This window comes from Bacillus sp. ISL-78 (assembly GCF_018613455.1).
Lineage (GTDB): Bacteria > Bacillota > Bacilli > Bacillales > DSM-1321 > Peribacillus > Peribacillus frigoritolerans.
This window is the reverse complement of sequence record NZ_JAGGQC010000013.1, coordinates 95,808-116,901: the sequence shown is the minus strand read 5'-3', so window position 1 is coordinate 116,901 and position 21,094 is coordinate 95,808. Positions and strand designations below refer to the sequence as shown.

Genomic DNA, 21,094 nt, shown 5'->3' with positions numbered 1-21,094 from the left:
ATTCACCGCCGAAAAAATTAGTAGGGTGTCCCATGTTCACTTTCTTAAAGATACCTTTCTTGGAGGTAAAGTACAAGCAGTCAGATTCTTAACCTTCGAATCAATTAGAAGGAAGTTACATGCCGCTACATAAAAAGGGGCCTCCCCCGTGTTCAAAGTATAGGAATCCAGGACTTTGAACACGGGAGGCAGGCCCTCTTATACTGACATTAAGATTGTTTTACATCATGAAACCAAAGTTCCTTCACCTGCTCGGAAAGGAACGGCGTATGTTTCACGATCGATTCTGCCAAAAATGAGCCAGTTAATGGTTTCTGGATGGAATCCATTGGCAGCATGGCAGCTATATATAATATAATAAACATGATAAGATAGACTTCGAGAAAACCCAATATCCCTCCGCCCCAGCGATTCAGCTGTTTTAATATCGGTAGATGGGTAATGAAATTGAGCATGGATCCTATCATTTGCCAAAGAATCTTGGCAGCAAAGAAAATGATTGCAAAGGCAATTGCATTGTAATACGCCGTATCAAGCCCGACTGTATCAAAAAACATATTAAGGGTCGAGGAATCACCCATCGTTGGGAACGGAATCCATAATTTCAAATTGGGAGCAAGATCTCCGTAAAATACATAGGCGGCGATGAAGGCTACAATGAACCCAGTCATATGAACCGTTTGTAAAATGAAGCCACGCTTTAAACCGATTAATAAACCGATTAAAAGAATGGCCAGAATTGCTAAATCAAGCATATACTCAGTCCTTCTCTCTCTTTAATTCCAGTTGAAGCTGGTCTAGTTCATCTTTTAATTTAATATATTCATGGATGGTATTCACGGCCGTTAACACCGCTAGCTTGCTTGTATCCAAGTATGGATTTTTCATCCTGATCTCTCTCATTTTTTCGTCAACCATCGAAGCGACCAGGCGCATATGACTTGCGCTTTCTGTGCCGACAATTGTATATGGCTGTCCGTATATATCAACTGTTGTTTTATTTCGTTTATCGTCTGACAAAATGATGCCCCCAATCTAAACAATCCTAATTCTATCATATCATGAAGTTTTTCGTCATGAAAGAGAGTACATCGTCATTTCTTGCATTAAAATTTCAATAATTTGTCAAACGATATCGAATTCAGGAAGAAGATTACCTAATAAACAAAATGAAGTTAGGAGCTAACCCATTATGTCCCATGTTGTTTTACTTATCAGTCCTGAACAAATAAAGGCGATGAAGTCCCATTATTCTTCATCCTTGGCCGCCAAGCAGCCGCCGGGGAGCATCTTTTCCGCCAAACCGCCGCTATGTACGGTGACGGCCTATAAATCCGGGAAGGTCCTTTTTCAAGGTAAGAATGCCGAAATAGAAGCGGTAAAATGGCAAAAAGGTACCACTGCTGCGGCTCCAAAGAAAAAAGCGGCAGCCTCTGCATCGGTCAACGTCCATCGATATTCACCGCCTGCAAATATCGGAACCATGTCAGTGATTGGTTCAGACGAGGTCGGAACAGGAGACTATTTCGGCCCGATGACCGTCGTAGCCGTATATGCCAAGAAGGAGCAACTCGCTCTTTTAAAGGAGCTTGGTGTCCAGGATTCCAAAAATCTGAAAGACCCACAGATCATCGACATTGCCAAACAGATTAAGGATGTAGTGCCCTTCAGCCTGCTCACCTGCGACAACCCGAAATATAATGCGCTGCAGGCAAAGGGAATGTCACAAGGAAAAATGAAGGCACTACTCCATAACCAAGCAATCAAGCACCTCATGCAAAAAATCCAGCCAGAACAAGCGGAAGCCGTCCTTATTGATCAATTCGCTCAACCAAAGGTATTTTTCAATTACCTAAAAGGCCAAGAACTATTCCAAGCTAATGCCACCTATCTATGCACAAAAGCGGAAGGCATTCACCTTGGAGTGGCAGCCGCATCCATCCTGGCCCGATATGCATTCGTCAAACGCTTTGACTTGCTGAGTGAGAAAGCCGGATTCAAAATCCCTAAAGGTGCAGGATTTGCAGTCGATGAAGCGGCCGCAAGATTGATTCATGAAAAAGGAATCGATTCATTACACGAATTCACGAAAACCCATTTTGCCAACACAGAAAAAGCGAAGCGACTCTATCAACAGAAATATCATAAATAGAAGAAAGCGGCTGATCTTCCTGAACAGCCGCCTTTTTCTCGTGAGTTCACGCCGTTTACTCGTGAGTTTGCGCGGTTTACTCGTGAATTCACGCCATTTTCTCGTGAGTTTACGCCATTTTCTCGTGAGTTTGCACCTTTTACTCGTGAATTCACGCCATTTTCTCGTGAGTTTACGCCATTTTCTCGTGAGTTTGCACCTTTTACTCGTGAATTCACCTTTTACTCGTGAGTTTGCTCCATTTACTCGTGAGTTTGCACCTTTTACTCGTGAATTCACCTTTTACTCGCAAAATCAAAAAAGACAGCTCCCCAAGATTCAGGGAGCTGTCTTTTTGGTTTTATCCTCTTAGCTCTGCGCCGGCGTTTTCTTTAACGGCTTCAAGCACTTTATCATGTGCTTTTGTAATGTCTTCGTCCGTCAGGGTACGTTCCGGGTCGTAGTATTTCAGTGAGTAGGCAATGGATTTCTTGCCTTCCTCCATTCTTTCACCTTCGTATAAGTCGAAGATGTTTACTTCTTTCAGCAGTTTGCCGCCGGCTTCTTCAATAATGTTTTGAATGTCCCCGGCTTTCGTGGCTTGATCCACAACGAGCGCGATATCGCGTGTGGTTGATGGATAGCGCGGAATCGTTTGGTATGCTATCGGCGCGACTTCTGCTTCGGCCAATGCTTTTAAGGATAGTTCGAAAATGTATGTTTCTTTAATGTCCAAGTCTTTTTGGACAGTTGGGTGCACTTGGCCGATAAAGCCAATTACTTCACCATTCAATAGTACTTCCGCTGTCCGTCCTGGATGCATGTCGTTGATTTCCGCTTGGCGGTAACTTATTTGATCGGCTAATCCAAGTGTGTCGAATAATGCTTCGATAACGCCTTTGGCTACAAAGAAATCCACTGGTTTCTTTTCACCTTGCCATAGATGTGACTCCCATAGGCCTGTGATCGCTCCAGCAACATGTTCTTTTTCTTCAGGAAGTTCTTGTTCGTCTCGCTTAAAGAATACCGAACCGATTTCATACAGTGCCAGTGAATCAATTTGGCGGGCATTGTTATATTTCACGACTTCCAGCAATTGAGGCACGATGCTTAAACGCAGCTGGCTTCTTTCCTCACTTATTGGCATTGCCAATCGAATGGATTCTCTTGCTTCCAATGCGAATTGGGACGCTTTTTCCTCGCTTGTCAGTGAATAGGTCACCGCTTGATAAAGGCCTGCGCCTTCAAGTGTACGGCGTGCCTTCCTCCGTTTAATTTGATAGTCTGTCAATTGTCCTGGTGTAGCAGAACCGATCGGCAGTGTAACGGGGATGTTATCATATCCATATAAACGTGCAGCCTCTTCGACTAAATCGGCTTCAATCGTAATATCACCACGGCGCGTAGGGACAGTGATCGTGAATGTTTCATTGTCAAGTTCCACGCCGAATTGCAGACGTTTGAAGATTGACTCCACAACCGATACGGTCATGCTTGTTCCAAGGAGTGTGTTGATTTTTTCAAGCGTGATGCTAATGACCGCAGGTTCCATTGACAATTCGTCAACTTCTGCTGCTCCTTGTAAGACTGTTCCGCCTGCATATTGTGCAATCAATTGTGCAGCACGTTCCCCTGCTTCACGAACACGTGCCGGGTCGACGCCTTTTTCAAAGCGGGCACTGGCTTCACTGCGTAATCCATGGTCCTTGGAAGCTTTGCGAACTACTGTACCTGCAAAATATGCACTTTCAATAATGATGTTCGTCGTATCATTTTTGACTTCGGAATCCGCTCCGCCCATCACACCAGCAATTGCAACTGGCTCACTGCCATTCGTGATCACTAAATGGTCAGGTGTCAAAGTGCGTTCCGCTTCATCTAATGTTACGATTTTTTCAGCATCCTTCGCTCTGCGGATGACGATTTCCTTCGAACCAAAGCGGTCATAATCAAAGGCATGGAGCGGTTGGCCGTATTCAAGTAAAATGTAGTTCGTGATATCCACCACATTATTATGTGGTCGGATACCTGCAGCCATCAACCTAGTCTGCATCCAAAGCGGTGAAGGTCCGATCTTAACATCCTTGATGATTTTAGCCATGTATATCGGGTTATCTTCTTTCGCTTCCACTTTGACACTGATATAATCAGTTGCTTTTTCAGCTGCCTCTTCTTTCTCGATTACCGGCCATTTCACTTCCCGTCCTAGAATGGATCCCACTTCGTATGCTACTCCAAGCATACTCAAAGCATCGGAACGGTTTGGAGTCAGTCCAAGTTCCAGCACTTCATCACTTAAACCAAGTTCCTCCAATGCATCTTTCCCTACTTCCACATCATTGGGGAAGACGAAGATTCCTGTAGCATAATCCTTGGAAACGAGTTTGGATTCGAAGCCCAATTCTTGAAGCGAGCAAATCATTCCGTGCGATTCTTCTCCGCGAAGTTTCGCTTTCTTGATTTTGAAATTACCTGGAAGGACTGCGCCAACAGTAGCGACTGCGACTTTTTGGCCTTTATCGACATTCGGTGCCCCGCAGATGATCTGAACGGGATTTTCGGCCCCGATATCAACTTGGCATTTATTCAATTTATCCGCATTTGGATGTTGTTCACGTTCTAAGACATGCCCGATGACGACCCCTTTTAGCCCTTCACTTTTCTTTTCCACCCCTTCAACCTCAATGCCGCTTTTCGTGATTTTGTCAGCTAGCTCCGTCGCATTGATGCCTGAAAGGTCAACATAATCTTGTAACCATTTATAAGACACAAACATGGTAGGTCCTCCTTTTTAAAATAAAAATTTATGCTTCGTGATGGTTGAATTGTTTTAAGAATCGAACATCATTCGTATAGAAATGACGGATATCGTCCACACCGTACTTCAACATGGCAATCCGTTCCACGCCCATTCCAAATGCGAATCCAGAGTATTTCTTGGAATCGAAGCCAGCCATCTCAAGGACGTTCGGATGAACGATCCCAGCGCCAAGCACTTCGATCCAGCCTGTTTTTTTACATACGCTGCAGCCTTTACCGCTGCAGATTTTACAAGAAATATCCACTTCGACGGAAGGCTCGGTAAATGGGAAGAAACTTGGACGAAGACGGATTTCACGGTCTTGACCGAATACTTTTTTCGCAAATACGTCTAGCGTTCCTTTCAGGTCGCTCATGCTGATGTTCTCATCGATTACCAAGCCTTCAATTTGCTGGAATTGATGGGAGTGTGTCGCATCATCGTTATCTCGGCGATATACTTTTCCTGGGCAAATGATTTTTACAGGGCCTTGACCTTTATGTTTTTCCATCGTTCTGGCTTGAACCGGTGAAGTGTGCGTACGCATCAGGATTTCATCTGTGATGTAGAAAGAATCCTGCATATCACGTGCCGGATGGCTTTTTGGCAAGTTAAGTGCCTCGAAGTTGTAGTAGTCGCTTTCGACTTCAGGACCTTCCGCAACGGTATAGCCCATCCCGATGAATAAGTCTTCGATTTCTTCCACGATTCGAGTTAATGGATGAAGATTCCCCTTGTTTACCGGACGTCCTGGAAGTGTGACGTCAATCGTTTCAGTTGCTAGCTTGGCATTGACTGCCGCGGTTTCAAGCGCTTTTTGTTTCTCCTCGATCTTTGTTGCGATCGCTTCACGTACGTCATTGGCTAGTGCCCCGATTTTCGGGCGTTCTTCAGTAGATAATTTACCCATGCCGCGCAATACCTCCGTGATTGGCCCTTTTTTCCCTAAATAAGCAACACGGACTTCATTCAGTTCTTTTAATTCGGAAGCGGCGGCAACTTTTTGCAACGCTTCTTCCTGCAGTTCTAGTAAACGTTCCTGCATCATGTCTTCCTCCTTTATTTTCCTTTTGTAAAAATGAACACAAAAAAACCCCGATCCCTAAAGGGACGAGGTTTATGTATCGCGGTACCACCCTTATTAGTGCACAAACAAAAAAACTTCTGCACTCACTTCATTAAAAATAACGGCTCTTCACCGGAACATTTTTCAGACAATCTGTCTTCCCAATGCCAACTCGAAAGGTGAATTCACTTAAGCAGTGCCATAAAAATGCTTTCAGTCAAGGCATTTTCTCCCTGGATATGGTTAACTTTAAGCTACTACTCTTTGTCATCGTTGTTTTCATTATAAAATTCTGTTTTATTATATTATAATTCTTCGGCCGTTTCAAATCGATTTTCGTAAATGGTACATTAAAATCCCGGCAGCGATCCCCACATTCAAAGATTCACTTTTTCCGTAGATGGGAATATAGAGGTTTTTAGTCGTTTTCTCCAGTAATTCCTTCGATACTCCTTGGCCTTCATTACCGACCAGCAGGGCAAATCGGGAAGACTTTTCCACTTCTTCAAATGGCGATGCCCCTTCTAATGCCGTGCCATAAACCGGTGTTCCGCTTTGCTTCAGCTCATCGATGATTTCGGATAGGTTCCCTTTAATGACAGGCATATGGAAAAGGCTCCCTTGCGTCGAACGGACCACTTTGGGATTATACAAGTCAGCACACCCTTCCCCGAGGATGACCGCATCTATTCCCGCTGCATCAGCTGTCCTGATCATCGTTCCAATATTCCCAGGATCTTGGACGGCATCGATCAACAATAATTTATCCGGATTGATCGACGCCATGCTCGTTGATTTCTGTTCACAAACCGCAGCAATTCCCTGCGGTGCTTCGGTATCGCAAATCGCCTTCATAATATCATTTTTCACATAAATGAGTTCTGTGCCTTCCACCTTAAAATGGGCAGGCATTTCAGTTTCTTCATTGATGATCACTTCCAAGACGATTTCCTCTTTTAAGGCTTCTTCAACTAGGTGAAAACCCTCGACTAAATATTTACCTGTTTTATCTCGTTCTTTTTTGGTCAAAAGTTTTTTCCATTGCTTAACTTGCGGGTTTTTTACGGATTCGATATATTTCAAGGGTAAACGCTCCTTTAACTTCACACTGATTTTCCTATTATAACGCAATTCACATACATATTGCATGCGAGTTTGTGAAATGCTATTAATGTCAGTCATTATGTGTTAGAGGAGGAATAATTATGAATTTAAACTTACGTAATGCGATCATCCAAAATGTATCTGGAAATACGCAAGAGCAGCTGGAAGACACGATTGTCGATGCCATACAAAATGGCGAGGAAAAAATGCTTCCTGGTTTGGGAGTATTATTCGAGGTCATCTGGCAAAATTCATCCGAGCAGGAAAAACAGGAAATGATCACTGCCCTCGAAGCAGGATTAAAAAAATAACAGCCTTCAAAGGCTGTTATTTTTTTAATCTCGCTTCGCCAGCCTTCAGTTCTTCAATGGAGACTTCTTCATCAAGCAGCAAGATGAATTTCTTTGCTTTTACTTCTTCAAGCATCGCTTTTGCCTCAGCAAAAGAGTAGCCGTATTTCGTGAAAAAGCTGCGTAAATCTCCAGATCCTTCATCTGTGAAGTAATGGAAGATTTTCAAAAAAAGAGTGTCCTCCTTATCCTGATTGGCGATGATCAGTATATCCGTATGTTCATTTCCAAGCTGCACATAATTTTTTATATCAGCTGCCACTGTCATTTGGGTGCCAGATATGCCTTTTGCTTTTAAGTCTGAAATTGCAGCAAGTAGTTCCGGATTAGAGTCAAAAACACCATATACGTTTTTTTCCATGTTTCTCCCCCTCCTTGTTACTCTACTTAAAATAAAATTCCTTTGTCATTATACCTTGCCGCTTTATCAATAAACAAGCAAATAGTCCATGGAGACGCACAAGGGAACCCTCTGCCTAAAGGGTTTTTATAAAAATAAATAGCCTGTAGCAAACTCTTAGTTTTATTAAAAAACGTTGCAGTTGATTTCAGAAATCCGCTCCCTTTTCGCCAACTGTCTGCCAAGCCACATCAAAAAGCGGCTGCGGTGGCTCGGCTAGCCAGTAATCCGGCAGGAGTGTCGCACATTTCTTCAATCCAATAACGACTACAGTAAGAAAACAAACAAAAACAGCCCTATGCAGGCTGTTCTTGTTGTGTATTACAGATTGTCGGTATTGATTCGATTTTTGATGTATTCATCTTGTAAGCCTATCTCTTGCTGTCCGCTGCCTGCCGGTCTCGCGGTCCGATCCAGTGATCCTTGAACGTCAAGGTTTTCGTCCGTATCCGCATAAATCGGGTCTTCATGATTCCTTGATTTTTGCTTCTTGAATTTTTCTGTGGAGTTTCCCCAGATTTCCCTTTCTTGAGCTCGCTTCGCATCCATCTCTTCATTTTTATAGATGTTGGCGGAATTTCCATGAAGCTCTTCGCTTCTTCCTGGCTGTGCTTCCATTTCCCTTGTTTGAAAGGCATTCGCGGTTGTTTCCGGAAAAAGGTTCGGGTCCGGATTGTTCACCACACCTGTTTTAAGCGGATTCACTAAAGGTTCGTCCGTATCCTCGATGCGATTGGAAGTTGTGTTTTCACGTGCTGTTACGGTTTCCGATTCATCTAAAAGTATCAGGAATTTTCCGGCCTCCACTTCATTTATATAAGCGGTTGCTTCACTATCGGCAAGCCCTAGCTCACCTAGACGGTTCCTTATATCTTCGGAACCCTCGTTCAGGAAAAATTGTTTCATTTTATCAATGAAGGATTCCTCGTTATAGTTAGTAACGACGTCGACATCCGGATCATGCTTTTCATTGACGAAATCCAAATCTTCTTTCTTATCAGCCATTACCGTTATTTCCCCTTCATGAACGCCCTTTTCCTTGAGGGATTGTATAGCCTGGATCATTTCTCTTTCCGTATCAAAAACACCATATAATGTTTTTCCCATGCATCTTCCTCCTCCTTTTTCCGATATTTCTTCTTATGTGTATTTATACCCTGATGGATGCCAATTAAACAAAAAGGTTTGCCTTCCCTAAGCTCGGACCTTTAAACAGTCCTTATAACCAAAAGGAAACCTGCAGTTTTAAACTGCAGGCCATTTCCTTCACTCTTAGAAGCGGTCGGTTCTACGTTCAGCTGCCTTTTTCTCATTCACGATCGATTCATCTGTACTATCAAGCTGGATATCTTCCTTTTTAAGAGTATCCTGAACTTGTTCCGTTTCTTGTACAGCATGTTTCTTGATGACAATTTCATCTGTGACAACCGGTTTTTTCGAAACTTCCAGTTTTTCTTCAACAACCGGGATTCGTAATGTTTCCCCATCTTCAATGGTTCCGGTTTCCCGATTCGCTTCACGTCCTGAAACCGATCTATGCTCAACTGTCACTTCTTCGTGTTCAACCGGGACATTGATCGTTTTATGCTGTTCATTGACTTCTTTATTAATGACGACTTCTCCTGTCTGAACTCTTTCTTTGTCAATGTTCAGCTGTTCTTCCCGAAGTGTAAGTGTCCTTTCATCTTCTGGCAATTCACGGCCTTGTCCATTGACTCCATAAACATCTTCTTTATTTAATGGATCGGTTTTTTCCGTACCATTATATAGTGGGTTGGTGGAGTTAGTATCAAGCCTTGTACCGGCAGTGTCCATTGTTCCGGTCGTGAATTTATCTCTTGCCGTTCCAAGATGGCCTTCACCTTCTTCAACCAGAACCAGGACTTTTCCATTTTCTACATCAAAGACATGTTCAGCCGCATCGCTATTCGAAAGGCCTGCATTCGCCAATCTTGTTGAAAGGTCTGCCGTATCTTCCGGCATGAAGAAACGTGCCACCTTGTCCATAAACGATTCATCGTTAGGAACATTCGTCATTGTGTGAACATCCGTTTCACGTTGATGGTTCGTGAAATCCAATGTTTCTTCCTTATCTGCCACGACCGTAATATCGTCCCCTTCAAAACCCTTTGCCTTAAGTGCATTAATTGCTTGGATCACTTCTGCATTTGATTCATATACTCCATATACTGTTTTATTCATTTTACATTCCTCCTTAGGTTTTGTTGTTTCGTTTAGTGGATGCTATATATAAACAATACCCGCCATGTTCCTAAGTAAACGAGGAATCCATATTTCATTTTTGTTATATCATTTACAATTCGTTCTCAGCACAGAACGCATTTTTAATTGAGATCAAGCCTTTACAAGGGTTTCCCCCTTTATAAAAATGTAATGTTTAACCAAATCATGCCATTTCATTTTTTCATGAACTGCTTGTGATCTTTTTTCTTCTATTATAATGCCACAGCCTTTATTAGCAGGTCCGCAATATGCACCGCTTTTGTGCATTCCCCCAAGTTTTCCCGCTCGATCCCCAATTGCATTTGCAACAGGCAGCCAGGGTTTGCCGTGACAACAATATCGGCCTGTGTCGATTTCGTGTGCTCCATTTTAGAGTCGAGAATGTTCATGGACATCTCTGATTCAACAATATTATATATCCCAGCTGAGCCGCAGCAGCGATCGGCATCCTTCATTTCCCTGAAATCGATTCCTTCTATTGATTGAAGGAGGATTCGCGGAGCCGAGGAGGTGTTCATCACATTCCGTAAGTGACAGGAATCCTGGAAAGTTACGGATTGAGCTGGCAGTTTCAGGCGAACTTTTTCCTGAAAACGCAAATCAACAAGGATCTGGCTGATATCTTTCAACTTATTTTTAAATGAGATTGCTCGGTCGTGCCATTCCTGTTCATCTTGGAGCAGATGGTCATAATCTATGAGAAAAGCGCCACAGCCGCCGGCATTCGTAATGATATAATCAACTCCCTCCGTTTCAAAGGCTTCAATATTACGCTTGGCCAGTTGCTTTGCACCTGCTTTTTCACCACTGTGCCCATGCAGCGCCCCGCAACAGGCCTGGGATTTCGGAATGACGATTTCACATCCGGCCAGCTGAAGAAGCTTTAGTGTGGCCTTGTTCGTTTCCAAAAACATCGTATCCATCAAGCAGCCGGAAAAGAAAGCCACCGTTTTGAGCGGCGTTCCGATTGCAGGCAGCTCGGTTGGCCGATTTTTCATTTCTGCTTTTTTCGGGACTTTCGGCAGCACTTTTTCCATGGCTGCCAAATTATCCGGAAGCATGTTGAGGACTCCCGTTTTACGGGCCATGTATTGCAGGCCTGATTTCTGATAGAAGCCAAGCAAACTTGTCATGGTCTGCATTCGCTCCTGGTGCGGGAATAGTCCACTGAAAACGGCCTTGCGGATCGTTTTTACAGGGAAACTGTGTTTTTTATTCTGATGGATGATATCCCTTGCTTCTTCAAGAAGGTGTCCGTATTTCACACCTGAAGGGCACACAGGTTCACAGGCCCTGCAGCCGAGGCAAAGACTCAACGACCGTTCTACATCCCTATCTGGCTCAATCACGCCATCCGCCACCGCTTTCATAAGTGCAATCCGGCCCCTTGGTGAATGGGATTCCTTCAGGCCCGATTCTATGTATGTCGGGCAATGGGGTAAGCAGAAGCCGCAGCGCATACAATTCAACAATTCATCTTCATTCATTTTTTTCGCGAATTGAATGGCAATGGTTTCCCTTTCCTGTACTGTCGTCATGTAGAAACCACCACCCTTTTCCTGGTTTCCTTGGCAAATACTTTGCCGGGATTCATGATGTTATTGGGATCGAAAGCCTGTTTAATCGCCCTCATGGCATCAATCCCTTCTTTCTTCAGCTTCCATTCAAAATACGGGGCCTTCATCGTATCCGGCTACATCTTTGGCAAGCTTGCCCCCTGTTCGAATGATGTCCCCATTCGGAAGGACCACTTCAAGCCCGATGACATAATCACGGGTGACTCCATACTTTAAACCTCGCAGTCCACCAGAATTCTCATTAATGTTGCCGCCAATCGTGGAGATTTTCATCGAACTTGGATCCGGCGGATAAAACAATCCCTTCTCTTCAACTGCTGAAATCAAGTCCAAAGTGATGAGCCCAGGCTGTACGGTCGCCGTTAAGTTCTCCTCATCTATTTCAAGTAATGAATTCATTCGATTGAATAAAAGGACAAGCCCCCCCCTCTGTCGGGCATGTGCCTCCGCTTAAATTCGTCCCAGAACCGCGCGGAACGATCGGAACATTGTATTCGTTGCAAACTTTGACGATGGCTGCGACTTCAGCTGTGCTGCCCGGTTTGATGACAGCATCCGGCATCGCTTGAAACCCAGGCGTTGCATCATATGAATAGACCAGACATTCCACTTTCGAGTCATCGTAATTCTCCTGACCTACGATGGTAAGAAGTAGCTGCTTAACCTGCTTTGTTAACATGTACATCCTCCTCATATAAACATAGGAAATTCGAGACTTTTTTATATGATGTAAGTATAAGAAAAAAAACACTCGGCCTTCTATGTACGAACATATAAAATTTTGAGCTTTACAAAGAATTAATTTGTATGTTTATCCAATACACATACTGCTAGATACATCGTGACTAAATCGGCTAGCTTCCTAGGATTCAGCCGGGTCAAATCCTCTATGCGCTTGAGCCTGTAATGGAGGGTATTGATATGGATATGCAGGGCTCTAGCGGTCTCTTTTAAGGATAGATCACATGCAAAATACATGGTAAGGGTTTTAAGCAGCTCCTCATTAGGAAGCAACTCCTGAATTGTCCTGGATAAATATTCCTGCCTTGTTTCAGCGGTAACTTCATCAAGCAGGACCTCAAGTTTCAAGTCTTCGTCAAATATGATACCTGATGAAGAAGACGCGATTTTCAAGGAACGTTCCGCTTTAAAAAACGCTGGCCTGAAAGCGGTTCCTGATGCACGCGAACTAACTCCTGCACACACTTTATAACCCGAACTCTCTTCCAGCTTTTTTTGCAGTTTACTTAGTTTCTTATATTGCTGGTTTTTTGAACCGATGAAATCGGCCATCGAAAGAATGACGAATCGGTTCCTCCCCCAACGTACTGCGATGTCATTGGGATGCTGCTGTCTTATGAATATCTGAAGCGTTCTCCATACATGCGGTTCAATGATTTCCTCAGTCTTGAATTCACCAAGGGTGATGATCCGGTCCGCATGAACATCAATCCCAAGCAACTTTGCCTTCTGAAGGAAGTGCTCATTGAACGTCTGCAGCTGATGCCATTCAAATACAAAGAATTCCATCAGACGTGATTGGGATTCTGCTTGTTCAATATGATAGCTTTCCTGGATGAACATCTCCGTCATTTTCTTTAATAGTTCCGCATAAGGGGAAACATGTTTGGGGTCACCTGTAATTCCAATGACACAAACGGCTTCCTGATTGAAGAAAATAGGCAGGTTTATCCCTGCCTTCACTCCTTTCCAACTTCGTTCATCCTGTTTATTTATGATCAATTTCTCACGATTGTTGAAAGCGTGGATGGCCCCTTCATGAAAAGATCCAATACGGCTGCCATCGGTGCTGGCGATAATCATGCCAGCATGATCAATAATGATGATCTCCTCATCAATCAGTTTTCGAACCTCATGCACCAATTTTCCTGCCACAGCTGCCAATTGCATGATATGTCCTCCTTTTTTGAATGGACTTGAAAATATTTCGAGGCTCCCCGATGAAAAGAGAGCCTCATTCTACTTATGGAATCATCCAGGACAGGACGCCATTTTGCAAGAAGGTAATCACACAAACAAGCAGCAATAAAAATATGCTATGTTTGAGCGTGAATCTCAATAATTCCGATTCCCTGCCGGCCAATCCTACGGCAGCACAAGCAATCGCTATCGATTGGGGGGAAATCATCTTTCCGGTGACCCCTCCGGAAGAGTTCGCCGCCAACGCCAGGACTGGTTCCATCCCCACTTTAAGCGCAGTCACTTTCTGCAGACTGCCAAATAAGAGGTTGGCTGATGTATCCGATCCGGTAATGAACACACCCAGCCAGCCGAGAACCGGTGCGAAGAACGGAAATAAATCACCCGATTTTGCCAGGGTCATCCCTAATGTTGTCGACATGCCTGAAGCATTCGTCACATAAGCAAAAGCGACCACGGTAGAAATCATCAAGATTGGTTTGGCCAACTCTTTCATCGCTTCAACAAAGGTTCCATAAAAGTCTTTTGCAGACATGTGTGCGATGAACTTCGTTACGATGGCAGCCAGTAAAATGGCCGTCCCGGCTGCTCCGAGCAGTTCTATTTTATAGAAAGCCGCAATCGGCAATCCATTGCTTCTGATTATCTCATTATGCAGACCTGGCACTTCGATTTGGAAGGTTAATAGTTTCCCGATTTCATTGATTCCGCCAAGCAGCACATTGTTGCCTTCATAATGTCCGGATAGCGCCGGCTTTATTGGGTTCATCCCCCATATTGTGATGAAAAGCGTTAACAGAAGGAATGGCGACCAAGCATGGAATATCTGCCATTTCGTATATTTCGTTTCCGTTTCGGCTGTATATAATGGTTCGACAGCAGCCGCCGTTTCCTCTGATGCAAAGCGAAAGATCGTTTTAGGTTTCCAGAATTTAAGGAAAATCGCCAATGCAAACAGTGACACTAACGCGGATAGGATGTCGGGTAATTCGGGACCAAGAAAATTCGAACTTAAGTATTGTGTGATGGCAAAGGAAACTCCGGAAACCAAAATTGCCGGCAAGACCTCAAGCGACCTTTTCCACCCAGTCATGATCAAAATGAGATAAAGCGGAATGAAAGCAGAAAGGAATGGCAATTGGCGGCCGACCATTTTTGAGATCTCCATGGCGGCTATGCCAGTAGGGCCTTCCATGGCGATGATCGGTATTCCAACCGCCCCGAATGCTACCGGAGCGGTATTCGCAATCAAACAAATCCCGGCTGCATATAGCGGGTTAAAGCCGAGACCGACTAAAAGCGCGGCTGAAATGGCGACCGGTGCTCCAAATCCCGCAGCACCTTCTAAAAAGGCCCCGAAAGAAAATGCCACCAATAATGCCTGGAGGCGCCGATCTTCCGTAAGCGAAAGCACAGATGAACGAATGATATTGAATTGTCCGCTTTTGACAGTCATCTTGTACAAAAATACGGAAGTGATGATTATCCATCCGATTGGGAGCAGCCCATATACGCCTCCTTGTGAAGCGGACATCACTGCTTTTCCTGCAGGCATCCCATATATCAATACAGCCACTGCAAGAGCTACAAGCAACGTCGTTATACCTGCCATGTAACCTTTCATGCGTTTGATGGTAAGCGCCCAGAAAAAGTAAAGAATTGGAATGAGTGCGGCAAGAGATGATAAAACTAAATTATCGGTGATCGGCGTAAAGTTTTGTGTCCATGTCATTCATTTCGACTCCTTTTTCTATAAACTTTTTAAAAAATTCAGAAATTTAACCCTAATTGAAACCCCTTACATATCCAAATATTCAAAGTCATCAGATGACTTGATGAGTACTCATTTAAATTAAATGATTGAAAATATAAAATCAAGATTTTTTTTATTTTTTGTTGATTTTTTAACTCTTCTGGAAGTGTCAAAGATCATTTGTGTTATATAATATTAACTAGAGAAACTCATAGAAAATAGAGGTGCTACTACTTGGTATATAAAAAAATAAAGCCGAAAAAAATTTATGAAGAAGTCAGCGATGAACTTTATGAAATGATTCGGTCAGGCAGCCTGAAACCAGGTGAACAATTGGATTCCATTCAGCAGCTTGCGGAAAATTTCCAAGTCGGGCGCCCGGCCATCCGCGAAGCATTAAGTGCATTGAGTTCAATGGGTCTTATTGAAATAAAACAAGGTGAAGGAACATTCGTCAAAACCTTCGATCCCGCCATCATGAACCATCCCTTGTCTGCCGCCCTTTTGATGGATCAAGACAATATCAAGCATTTACTGGAAGTTCGGAAAATCCTTGAGTCCGGTACGGCGGAAGTGGCAGCGAAGAAGAGAACGGAAGAAAACCTTATCGAACTCAAGGACATGCTTTCTAATATGGAAATGGTCTCGGATGATGAAGAACTAAGTGATAAAGCGGATATCTCCTTCCATGTTGCCGTGGCAAATGCATCACAAAATGAGCTGCTGATTACATTGATGAACCATGTTTCAGAATTAATGACGGAAAAGATGCGTGATATCCGTCGGGTTGCGCTTTATTCCGAAGAGATGACACTCAAGCAGCTTTACCAGCAGCATGTCAGGATATATGATGCAATCGTGGCACAGGATGAAGACGGAGCCCGCAGTGCCATGCTGTTTCATCTTCAAAGCGTCGAGGAATCGCTGGACCGGGTCATCCAAAAAAATCAGCAAAAGAATCATTGACATTCCTTTAAATTTCAAAAATACCCTATACAAAAAACGATTAAATTGATATATTATTTTGAAAACGATCACTTCATTTAAAAAATCTTGGAAATTGGTATCTTCTCTTAGCCATTTCCTTTTTCCATTTTCTAGTCATCAGATGACCTGTTAACTTATTTTGAAAAAGGAGGAGTTCAGATTGAAAGTTACTCTCTTTGCAACATGTTTAGTGGATTTGTTTCAATCCAATGTCGGCAAAGCGACAGTGGAGCTACTCGAGAGATTAGGCTGTGAGATCGATTTCCCGGAGTCACAGATATGCTGCGGACAGCCGGCATATAATAGCGGGTATACGAAGGAATCGAAGGACGCCATGAAAAAGATGATTAAAACGTTCGCAGATGCTGAATACATCGTAACCCCTTCCGGTTCCTGTGCAGCGATGTTCAAGGAATATCCGGTTCTTTTCAAAGGCGATGCCGTATGGGAAAGGAAAGCGGCATCATTAGCGGCTAAAACATATGAATTGTCCCAATTCATCGTGGATGTCTTAAAAGTGACCGACGTCGGGGCGACCCTCAAGGGAAAGGCCACTTATCATACTTCATGCCATATGACACGGCTGCTTAAGGTGAAGGAAGCACCTGCCATTTTATTAAGCCATGTCAGGGGGCTGGAAATGACACCACTTCCGGATGCCCAAAACTGCTGCGGGTTCGGGGGGACCTTTTCGGTTAAGATGGGTGACATTTCCGGGCAGATGGTCGAGGAGAAGGTATGCAATATTGAAGCTACAGGTGCCGACTTTTTAATCGGCGGGGATGCAGGATGTTTGATGAATATCGGCGGACGGATCCAAAGGAAGGGGCAACCGGTGAAAGTCCTTCACATTGCGGAAGTCCTGAATAGCATTTAAAGAAAGCGAGGAGGGAAAAACTTATGGCTATGAAAACCAGCTCTGCCAAATTTAAAGACCGGGTGGATGAAGGAATACATAATGACTTTATGCGATTGGCCGTATCCAGTGCCCAAGAACGATTACACGGACGGCGGCTGACTGCCGTTGATGAATTGGGAAGCTGGGAGGATTGGCGTTCCCTTGGGGAAGAAATCCGGCAGCATGTGCTCAGTAACCTTGATTTCTATTTGCACCAGCTTGCCGAAAACGTTTCGAAAAGGGGCGGTCATGTCTTCTTCGCTGAAACCGCTGAACAAGCAAGCGGCTACATCAAGGATGTCATTGTAAAAAAGAATGCCAAAAAGGTCGTGAAATCCAAATCGATGGTCACGGAAGAGATCAATTTGAATGCAACCCTTGAGGCAGTTGGCCTCGATGTCGTTGAAACGGACCTTGGAGAATACATTTTACAAGTGGATGATCATGATCCCCCTTCCCATATCGTCGCACCTGCCCTCCATAAAAATAAAGAGCAGATTAGGGATGTTTTTAAAGAAAAGCTTGCCTATACGCAAACTGAAAAACCGGAAGAGCTTACCGCCCATGTGCGGGGCATTCTGCGGAAAGATTTCTTAAGCGCCGATGTGGGCATTACCGGCTGTAATTTTGCGATTGCGGAAACAGGCTCGATCGGACTGGTGACGAATGAAGGAAATGCCGATTTGGTCACTGCCCTCCCAAAAACGCAAATCACCGTGATGGGGATGGAACGGCTTGTACCGACATTCGATGAATTCGAAGTCCTTGTCAGCTTATTGACAAGAAGCGCTGTCGGCCAAAGATTGACCAGTTACATCACCGCGCTTACCGGTCCGCGTGATGAAGGTGACGTAGACGGACCCGAGGAGTTTCACTTAGTGATCGTGGATAATGGACGCTCCTCCATCCTAGGAACCGAGTTTCAATCCGTTCTTCAATGCATTCGCTGTGCTGCCTGTATAAATGTCTGCCCGGTCTATCGCCAGGTTGGCGGTCATTCATATGGTTCAATTTACCCCGGACCAATCGGCGCTGTGCTTTCACCCTTACTCGGAGGATATGATGATTTCAAGGAACTGCCGTATGCCTCCACTCTTTGTGCAGCCTGTACAGATGCCTGTCCGGTAAAGATTCCACTCCATGATTTACTGAGGAAGCATCGGGAAGTCATCGTTGAAAAGGAAAAAATGTCGCCGTTTTCAGAAAAGATGGCCATGAAGGCCTTTGGGATTGGTGCGGCATCGCCCATGCTTTATAAATTAGGCTCCAAAATGGCCCCATCAGCGATGTCACCTTTTAAAACGGGGGATATCATCTCGAAAGGACCGGGACCGCTCAAAACTTGGACAGAAAGCCGGGAGTTCCCTGCTCCAGGGAAAGAGAGCTTTCGGGACTGGTTCAAAAATCGGGAAAAAGGAGGGAAACCATCATGAATGGAATCATCCATAATGAAGGGGCATTTTTAAACAATATAGCCAAAAACCTGGGAAGGGCTCCTATTACGGAAGGCATCTCCGTTCCGGAATGGAAGCACGCCCCCCAAAAAGAAGTTTTGAAACATGCGACACAGAATGATCTTGTCGCGGAATTGAAGGAGCAATGTAAACGGGTGCATACTCGATTTCACGTTACCGACTCCAAGCAAGTGATGCATTGTTTAAGTCAGGTGATCGAGGAACTTGGAAACGGACCCGTGATCATCCCTAAGGACGGTCGATTTTCCGAGTATGGGTTAGAGGGCATCTTAAAGGAAAAAGATGTCCATATATGGGATCACCAAGCCGGGAATGAAAATATCGAAAAAGCAGAAAGAGCTAACATCGGAATCACTTTCAGTGAGATGACACTAGCAGAATCAGCGACCGTCGTCTTGTTCAGTGACAAGGACCACGGCCGTTCCATCAGCTTCCTTCCTTCCTGCCATGTTTCCATCATTCCAAAAAGCACCATCGTTCCGCGAATGACCCAGGCTGCTGCGGCCATCCGCTCAAAAGTTACCCGGGGCGAAGTCGTTCCTTCCTGCATCAATTTCATAACAGGGCCGAGCAATTCGGCTGATATCGAAATGGACCTTGTCGTCGGCGTCCATGGACCCATCAAAGCCGTCTATATAATCGTCGAAGACAAGTAGAAATAAGAAAAAGAAAATGGAGAGGACCTATATTAGGCCTCTCCATTTATAACTTACTATATTAATCGTAAATGATCCGGTCAACCGCTTCGCGATCGAGGCGTTTAATCACTTCGACAATGAGCTTAACTGCATTCTCATAATCATCCCTGTGAAGCATTGCTGCGTGTGAATGAATGTAGCGTGTGGCAATCGTGATCGCCAGGGCGGGAACACCATTTGCCGTTAAATGGATGGAGCCGGCATCCGTCCCGCCGCCAGGAATCGATTCATATTGATAAGGAATATTCATTTCATCGGCCGTGTCGGTGACGAAATCGCGTAATCCCTTATGTGCCACCATCGATGAATCATAGATGACGATTTGCGGGCCTTCCCCCATCTTGCTCATCGCTTCTTTTTCGGAAACCCCCGGTGTATCACCAGCAATGCCGACATCGACGGCAAAACCGATATCCGGCTGAATTTTGTATGTGGATGTTTTGGAGCCACGCAGGCCGACCTCTTCTTGCACTGCGCCAATTCCATAAACTACGTTAGGATGGTCGCTGTCTTTCAGCTGTTTAAGCACATCAATGGCGATTGCACAGCCAATTCGATTGTCCCAGGCTTTGGCGAGCAGCATCTTTTCATTATTCATAACCGTGAATTCAAAATATGGCACAACCATATCCCCTGGCTTGACGCCCCATTCCTTAACCTCTTCTTTGCTTGATGCACCAATATCAATGAACATATCCTTAATATCAATCGGCTTCTTCCGCGCTTCCGCTGACAGGATATGTGGCGGCTTGGAACCGATAATGCCCGTTATATCTCCTTTACCCGTAACGATCGTCACGCGCTGGGCCAGCATTACCTGTGACCACCAGCCCCCTACCGGCTGAAAACGCAAAAATCCCTTATCATCAATTTGGGTGATCATGAAACCGACTTCGTCCATATGCCCGGTAACGACGATTTTTGGTCCGTTTTCATCTCCCGTTTTCTTGGCGATCAAACTTCCCAGGCCATCTGTCGATATTTCATCCGCAAATGGTGTTATGTATTCGGTCATCACTTTTCTTACTTCACTTTCATTTCCTGCAATGCCTTTAGCATCCGTCAAGGCAGCAAGCATCTTTAACGTTTCATCCAATTGAGCCATTCCCTTACCTCCTTATAACTTACATTACAAGAATAATTATACAGACAATCGATTTCATAAACAATCAGTAGCCTTGCTTTTGCCTTTCGTAATTCACTTCATTTTTGCTTACATATGCTTTTTCCACATCCGCTGCCGAAAATCCGAGAAACTCCCCTAAATGTAAATACGCAGTAAAAACCTTTTGGTAAGATGACTCTGTCAACTGTGTGCGAAATTCACTGATATAGCCGTAAATGGCAGTAAATTGAACCGTCAAATCCTCCTGATGCATCTTTATGGCAGATGGAACTTCCGGTACAAAACCCCGTTCGATCCCGAGTGACAAAATGAAATGAATGCCATCCACATATTCAGCCAAAATAGTTTCTTTATCAGAAGGTCCTTTAAGACTCCAGAATTTAAAACATCTTGTTTCATTGGCAAGCTCTCCAAGCTCCACTAAAAGAGCAAGTATCTTCCGTTCCACCAAGTCTTCCGCACCCAAATCATGCTTGGATTGTATATGCTCATCCAAAGCCGCCTGCATTTCCATTAATTTACTTATGTTCATTTTCATCACTTC

20 protein-coding genes, 1 pseudogene and 1 other annotated feature are annotated in these 21,094 nt (G+C 44.2%); of the genes and pseudogenes, 6 read left to right on the top strand and 15 right to left on the bottom strand.

Annotation, left to right across the window (positions count from 1 at the left end; translation table 11 throughout):
• Window positions 1-209: 209 nt before the first annotated feature.
• Both J7I96_RS14480 and zapA read right to left on the bottom strand, forming a co-directional pair.
• The gene (locus tag J7I96_RS14480) at window positions 210-755 is read right to left on the bottom strand and encodes a CvpA family protein (RefSeq protein ID WP_214924380.1); all 546 of its coding nucleotides are present in this window, start codon (window positions 753-755) and stop codon (window positions 210-212) included.
• A gap of 4 nt (window positions 756-759) precedes the next feature.
• Complete coding sequence (gene zapA, locus J7I96_RS14475; protein WP_048678967.1) at window positions 760-1,020, bottom strand: cell division protein ZapA; 261 nt, start codon at window positions 1,018-1,020, stop codon at window positions 760-762.
• Between the two features lie 172 nt (window positions 1,021-1,192).
• Between zapA and rnhC the strand changes: the two genes are divergently transcribed.
• Window positions 1,193-2,152: a ribonuclease HIII gene (rnhC, locus tag J7I96_RS14470; protein ID WP_214924383.1), complete on the top strand. Its 960-nt coding sequence runs from the start codon at window positions 1,193-1,195 to the stop codon at window positions 2,150-2,152.
• 340 nt (window positions 2,153-2,492) lie between these two features.
• On the opposite strand, the gene pheT is transcribed toward rnhC, so the two are convergent.
• The 3 genes from pheT to J7I96_RS14455 form a co-directional block, all read right to left on the bottom strand.
• Window positions 2,493-4,907, bottom strand: a complete 2,415-nt coding sequence (gene pheT, locus J7I96_RS14465; RefSeq protein ID WP_214924386.1) for a phenylalanine--tRNA ligase subunit beta — start codon at window positions 4,905-4,907, stop codon at window positions 2,493-2,495.
• Between the two features lie 28 nt (window positions 4,908-4,935).
• The gene (gene pheS / locus J7I96_RS14460) at window positions 4,936-5,976 is read right to left on the bottom strand and encodes a phenylalanine--tRNA ligase subunit alpha (protein ID WP_214924388.1); all 1,041 of its coding nucleotides are present in this window, start codon (window positions 5,974-5,976) and stop codon (window positions 4,936-4,938) included.
• 58 nt (window positions 5,977-6,034) lie between these two features.
• Window positions 6,035-6,277, bottom strand: a binding site (T-box leader).
• A gap of 44 nt (window positions 6,278-6,321) precedes the next feature.
• Window positions 6,322-7,080 carry a TrmH family RNA methyltransferase gene (locus J7I96_RS14455; RefSeq protein ID WP_063232763.1) on the bottom strand — a complete coding sequence of 253 codons (759 nt, stop codon included), beginning with the start codon at window positions 7,078-7,080 and terminating at the stop codon, window positions 6,322-6,324.
• Between the two features lie 122 nt (window positions 7,081-7,202).
• Here J7I96_RS14455 and sspI point away from each other — a divergent pair, with 122 nt between their 5' ends.
• On the top strand, window positions 7,203-7,412 hold the full coding sequence (gene sspI, locus J7I96_RS14450; protein ID WP_034309032.1) for a small acid-soluble spore protein SspI: 210 nt from the start codon (window positions 7,203-7,205) through the stop codon (window positions 7,410-7,412).
• Between the two features lie 16 nt (window positions 7,413-7,428).
• Here the strand turns inward: sspI and J7I96_RS14445 are convergent, their stop codons facing one another.
• From J7I96_RS14445 to J7I96_RS14410, 8 genes and pseudogenes are all read right to left on the bottom strand, one after another.
• A complete protein-coding gene (locus J7I96_RS14445) occupies window positions 7,429-7,812 on the bottom strand; it encodes a general stress protein (protein ID WP_214771106.1) in 384 nt (127 codons plus the stop codon).
• Window positions 7,813-8,172: 360 nt separating this feature from the next.
• On the bottom strand, window positions 8,173-8,958 hold the full coding sequence (locus J7I96_RS14440) for a YflT domain-containing protein (RefSeq protein ID WP_214771103.1): 786 nt from the start codon (window positions 8,956-8,958) through the stop codon (window positions 8,173-8,175).
• A 165-nt stretch (window positions 8,959-9,123) separates the two neighbouring features.
• A complete protein-coding gene (locus J7I96_RS14435; protein ID WP_214771100.1) occupies window positions 9,124-10,053 on the bottom strand; it encodes a YsnF/AvaK domain-containing protein in 930 nt (309 codons plus the stop codon).
• 254 nt (window positions 10,054-10,307) lie between these two features.
• Window positions 10,308-11,633: a (Fe-S)-binding protein gene (locus J7I96_RS14430; RefSeq protein ID WP_214771097.1), complete on the bottom strand. Its 1,326-nt coding sequence runs from the start codon at window positions 11,631-11,633 to the stop codon at window positions 10,308-10,310.
• On the bottom strand, window positions 11,630-11,728 hold the full coding sequence (locus J7I96_RS28855) for an FAD-linked oxidase C-terminal domain-containing protein (RefSeq protein WP_396020112.1): 99 nt from the start codon (window positions 11,726-11,728) through the stop codon (window positions 11,630-11,632). The genes J7I96_RS14430 and J7I96_RS28855 overlap by 4 nt, the downstream gene beginning before the upstream one ends.
• A gap of 49 nt (window positions 11,729-11,777) precedes the next feature.
• Window positions 11,778-12,351: pseudogene (locus J7I96_RS14420) on the bottom strand (FAD-binding oxidoreductase); the annotation flags it as partial.
• Between the two features lie 119 nt (window positions 12,352-12,470).
• A complete protein-coding gene (locus tag J7I96_RS14415) occupies window positions 12,471-13,583 on the bottom strand; it encodes a PucR family transcriptional regulator (protein ID WP_214771093.1) in 1,113 nt (370 codons plus the stop codon).
• Window positions 13,584-13,656: 73 nt separating this feature from the next.
• Window positions 13,657-15,345, bottom strand: a complete 1,689-nt coding sequence (locus J7I96_RS14410; RefSeq protein ID WP_214771091.1) for an L-lactate permease — start codon at window positions 15,343-15,345, stop codon at window positions 13,657-13,659.
• A gap of 255 nt (window positions 15,346-15,600) precedes the next feature.
• Here J7I96_RS14410 and J7I96_RS14405 point away from each other — a divergent pair, with 255 nt between their 5' ends.
• The 4 genes from J7I96_RS14405 to J7I96_RS14390 all read left to right on the top strand — a co-directional run bounded on the left by J7I96_RS14405 (window position 15,601) and on the right by J7I96_RS14390 (window position 19,382).
• A complete protein-coding gene (locus J7I96_RS14405; RefSeq protein ID WP_214771089.1) occupies window positions 15,601-16,332 on the top strand; it encodes a FadR/GntR family transcriptional regulator in 732 nt (243 codons plus the stop codon).
• A 181-nt stretch (window positions 16,333-16,513) separates the two neighbouring features.
• Window positions 16,514-17,230 carry a (Fe-S)-binding protein gene (locus J7I96_RS14400; RefSeq protein ID WP_034309052.1) on the top strand — a complete coding sequence of 239 codons (717 nt, stop codon included), beginning with the start codon at window positions 16,514-16,516 and terminating at the stop codon, window positions 17,228-17,230.
• A 23-nt stretch (window positions 17,231-17,253) separates the two neighbouring features.
• Entirely contained in the window at window positions 17,254-18,684 is a 1,431-nt protein-coding gene (locus J7I96_RS14395; protein WP_214771087.1) for a LutB/LldF family L-lactate oxidation iron-sulfur protein, read from the top strand.
• Window positions 18,678-19,382, top strand: coding sequence for a LutC/YkgG family protein (locus tag J7I96_RS14390; protein WP_214771357.1), 705 nt, complete (start codon window positions 18,678-18,680; stop codon window positions 19,380-19,382). The genes J7I96_RS14395 and J7I96_RS14390 overlap by 7 nt, the downstream gene beginning before the upstream one ends.
• 61 nt (window positions 19,383-19,443) lie before the next feature.
• Here J7I96_RS14390 and J7I96_RS14385 read toward each other — a convergent pair whose 3' ends face one another.
• Window positions 19,444-20,529, bottom strand: coding sequence for a M42 family metallopeptidase (locus tag J7I96_RS14385; RefSeq protein WP_214924392.1), 1,086 nt, complete (start codon window positions 20,527-20,529; stop codon window positions 19,444-19,446).
• A 64-nt stretch (window positions 20,530-20,593) separates the two neighbouring features.
• Complete coding sequence (locus J7I96_RS14380) at window positions 20,594-21,082, bottom strand: dUTP diphosphatase (RefSeq protein WP_214771081.1); 489 nt, start codon at window positions 21,080-21,082, stop codon at window positions 20,594-20,596.
• Window positions 21,083-21,094: the final 12 nt, after the last annotated feature.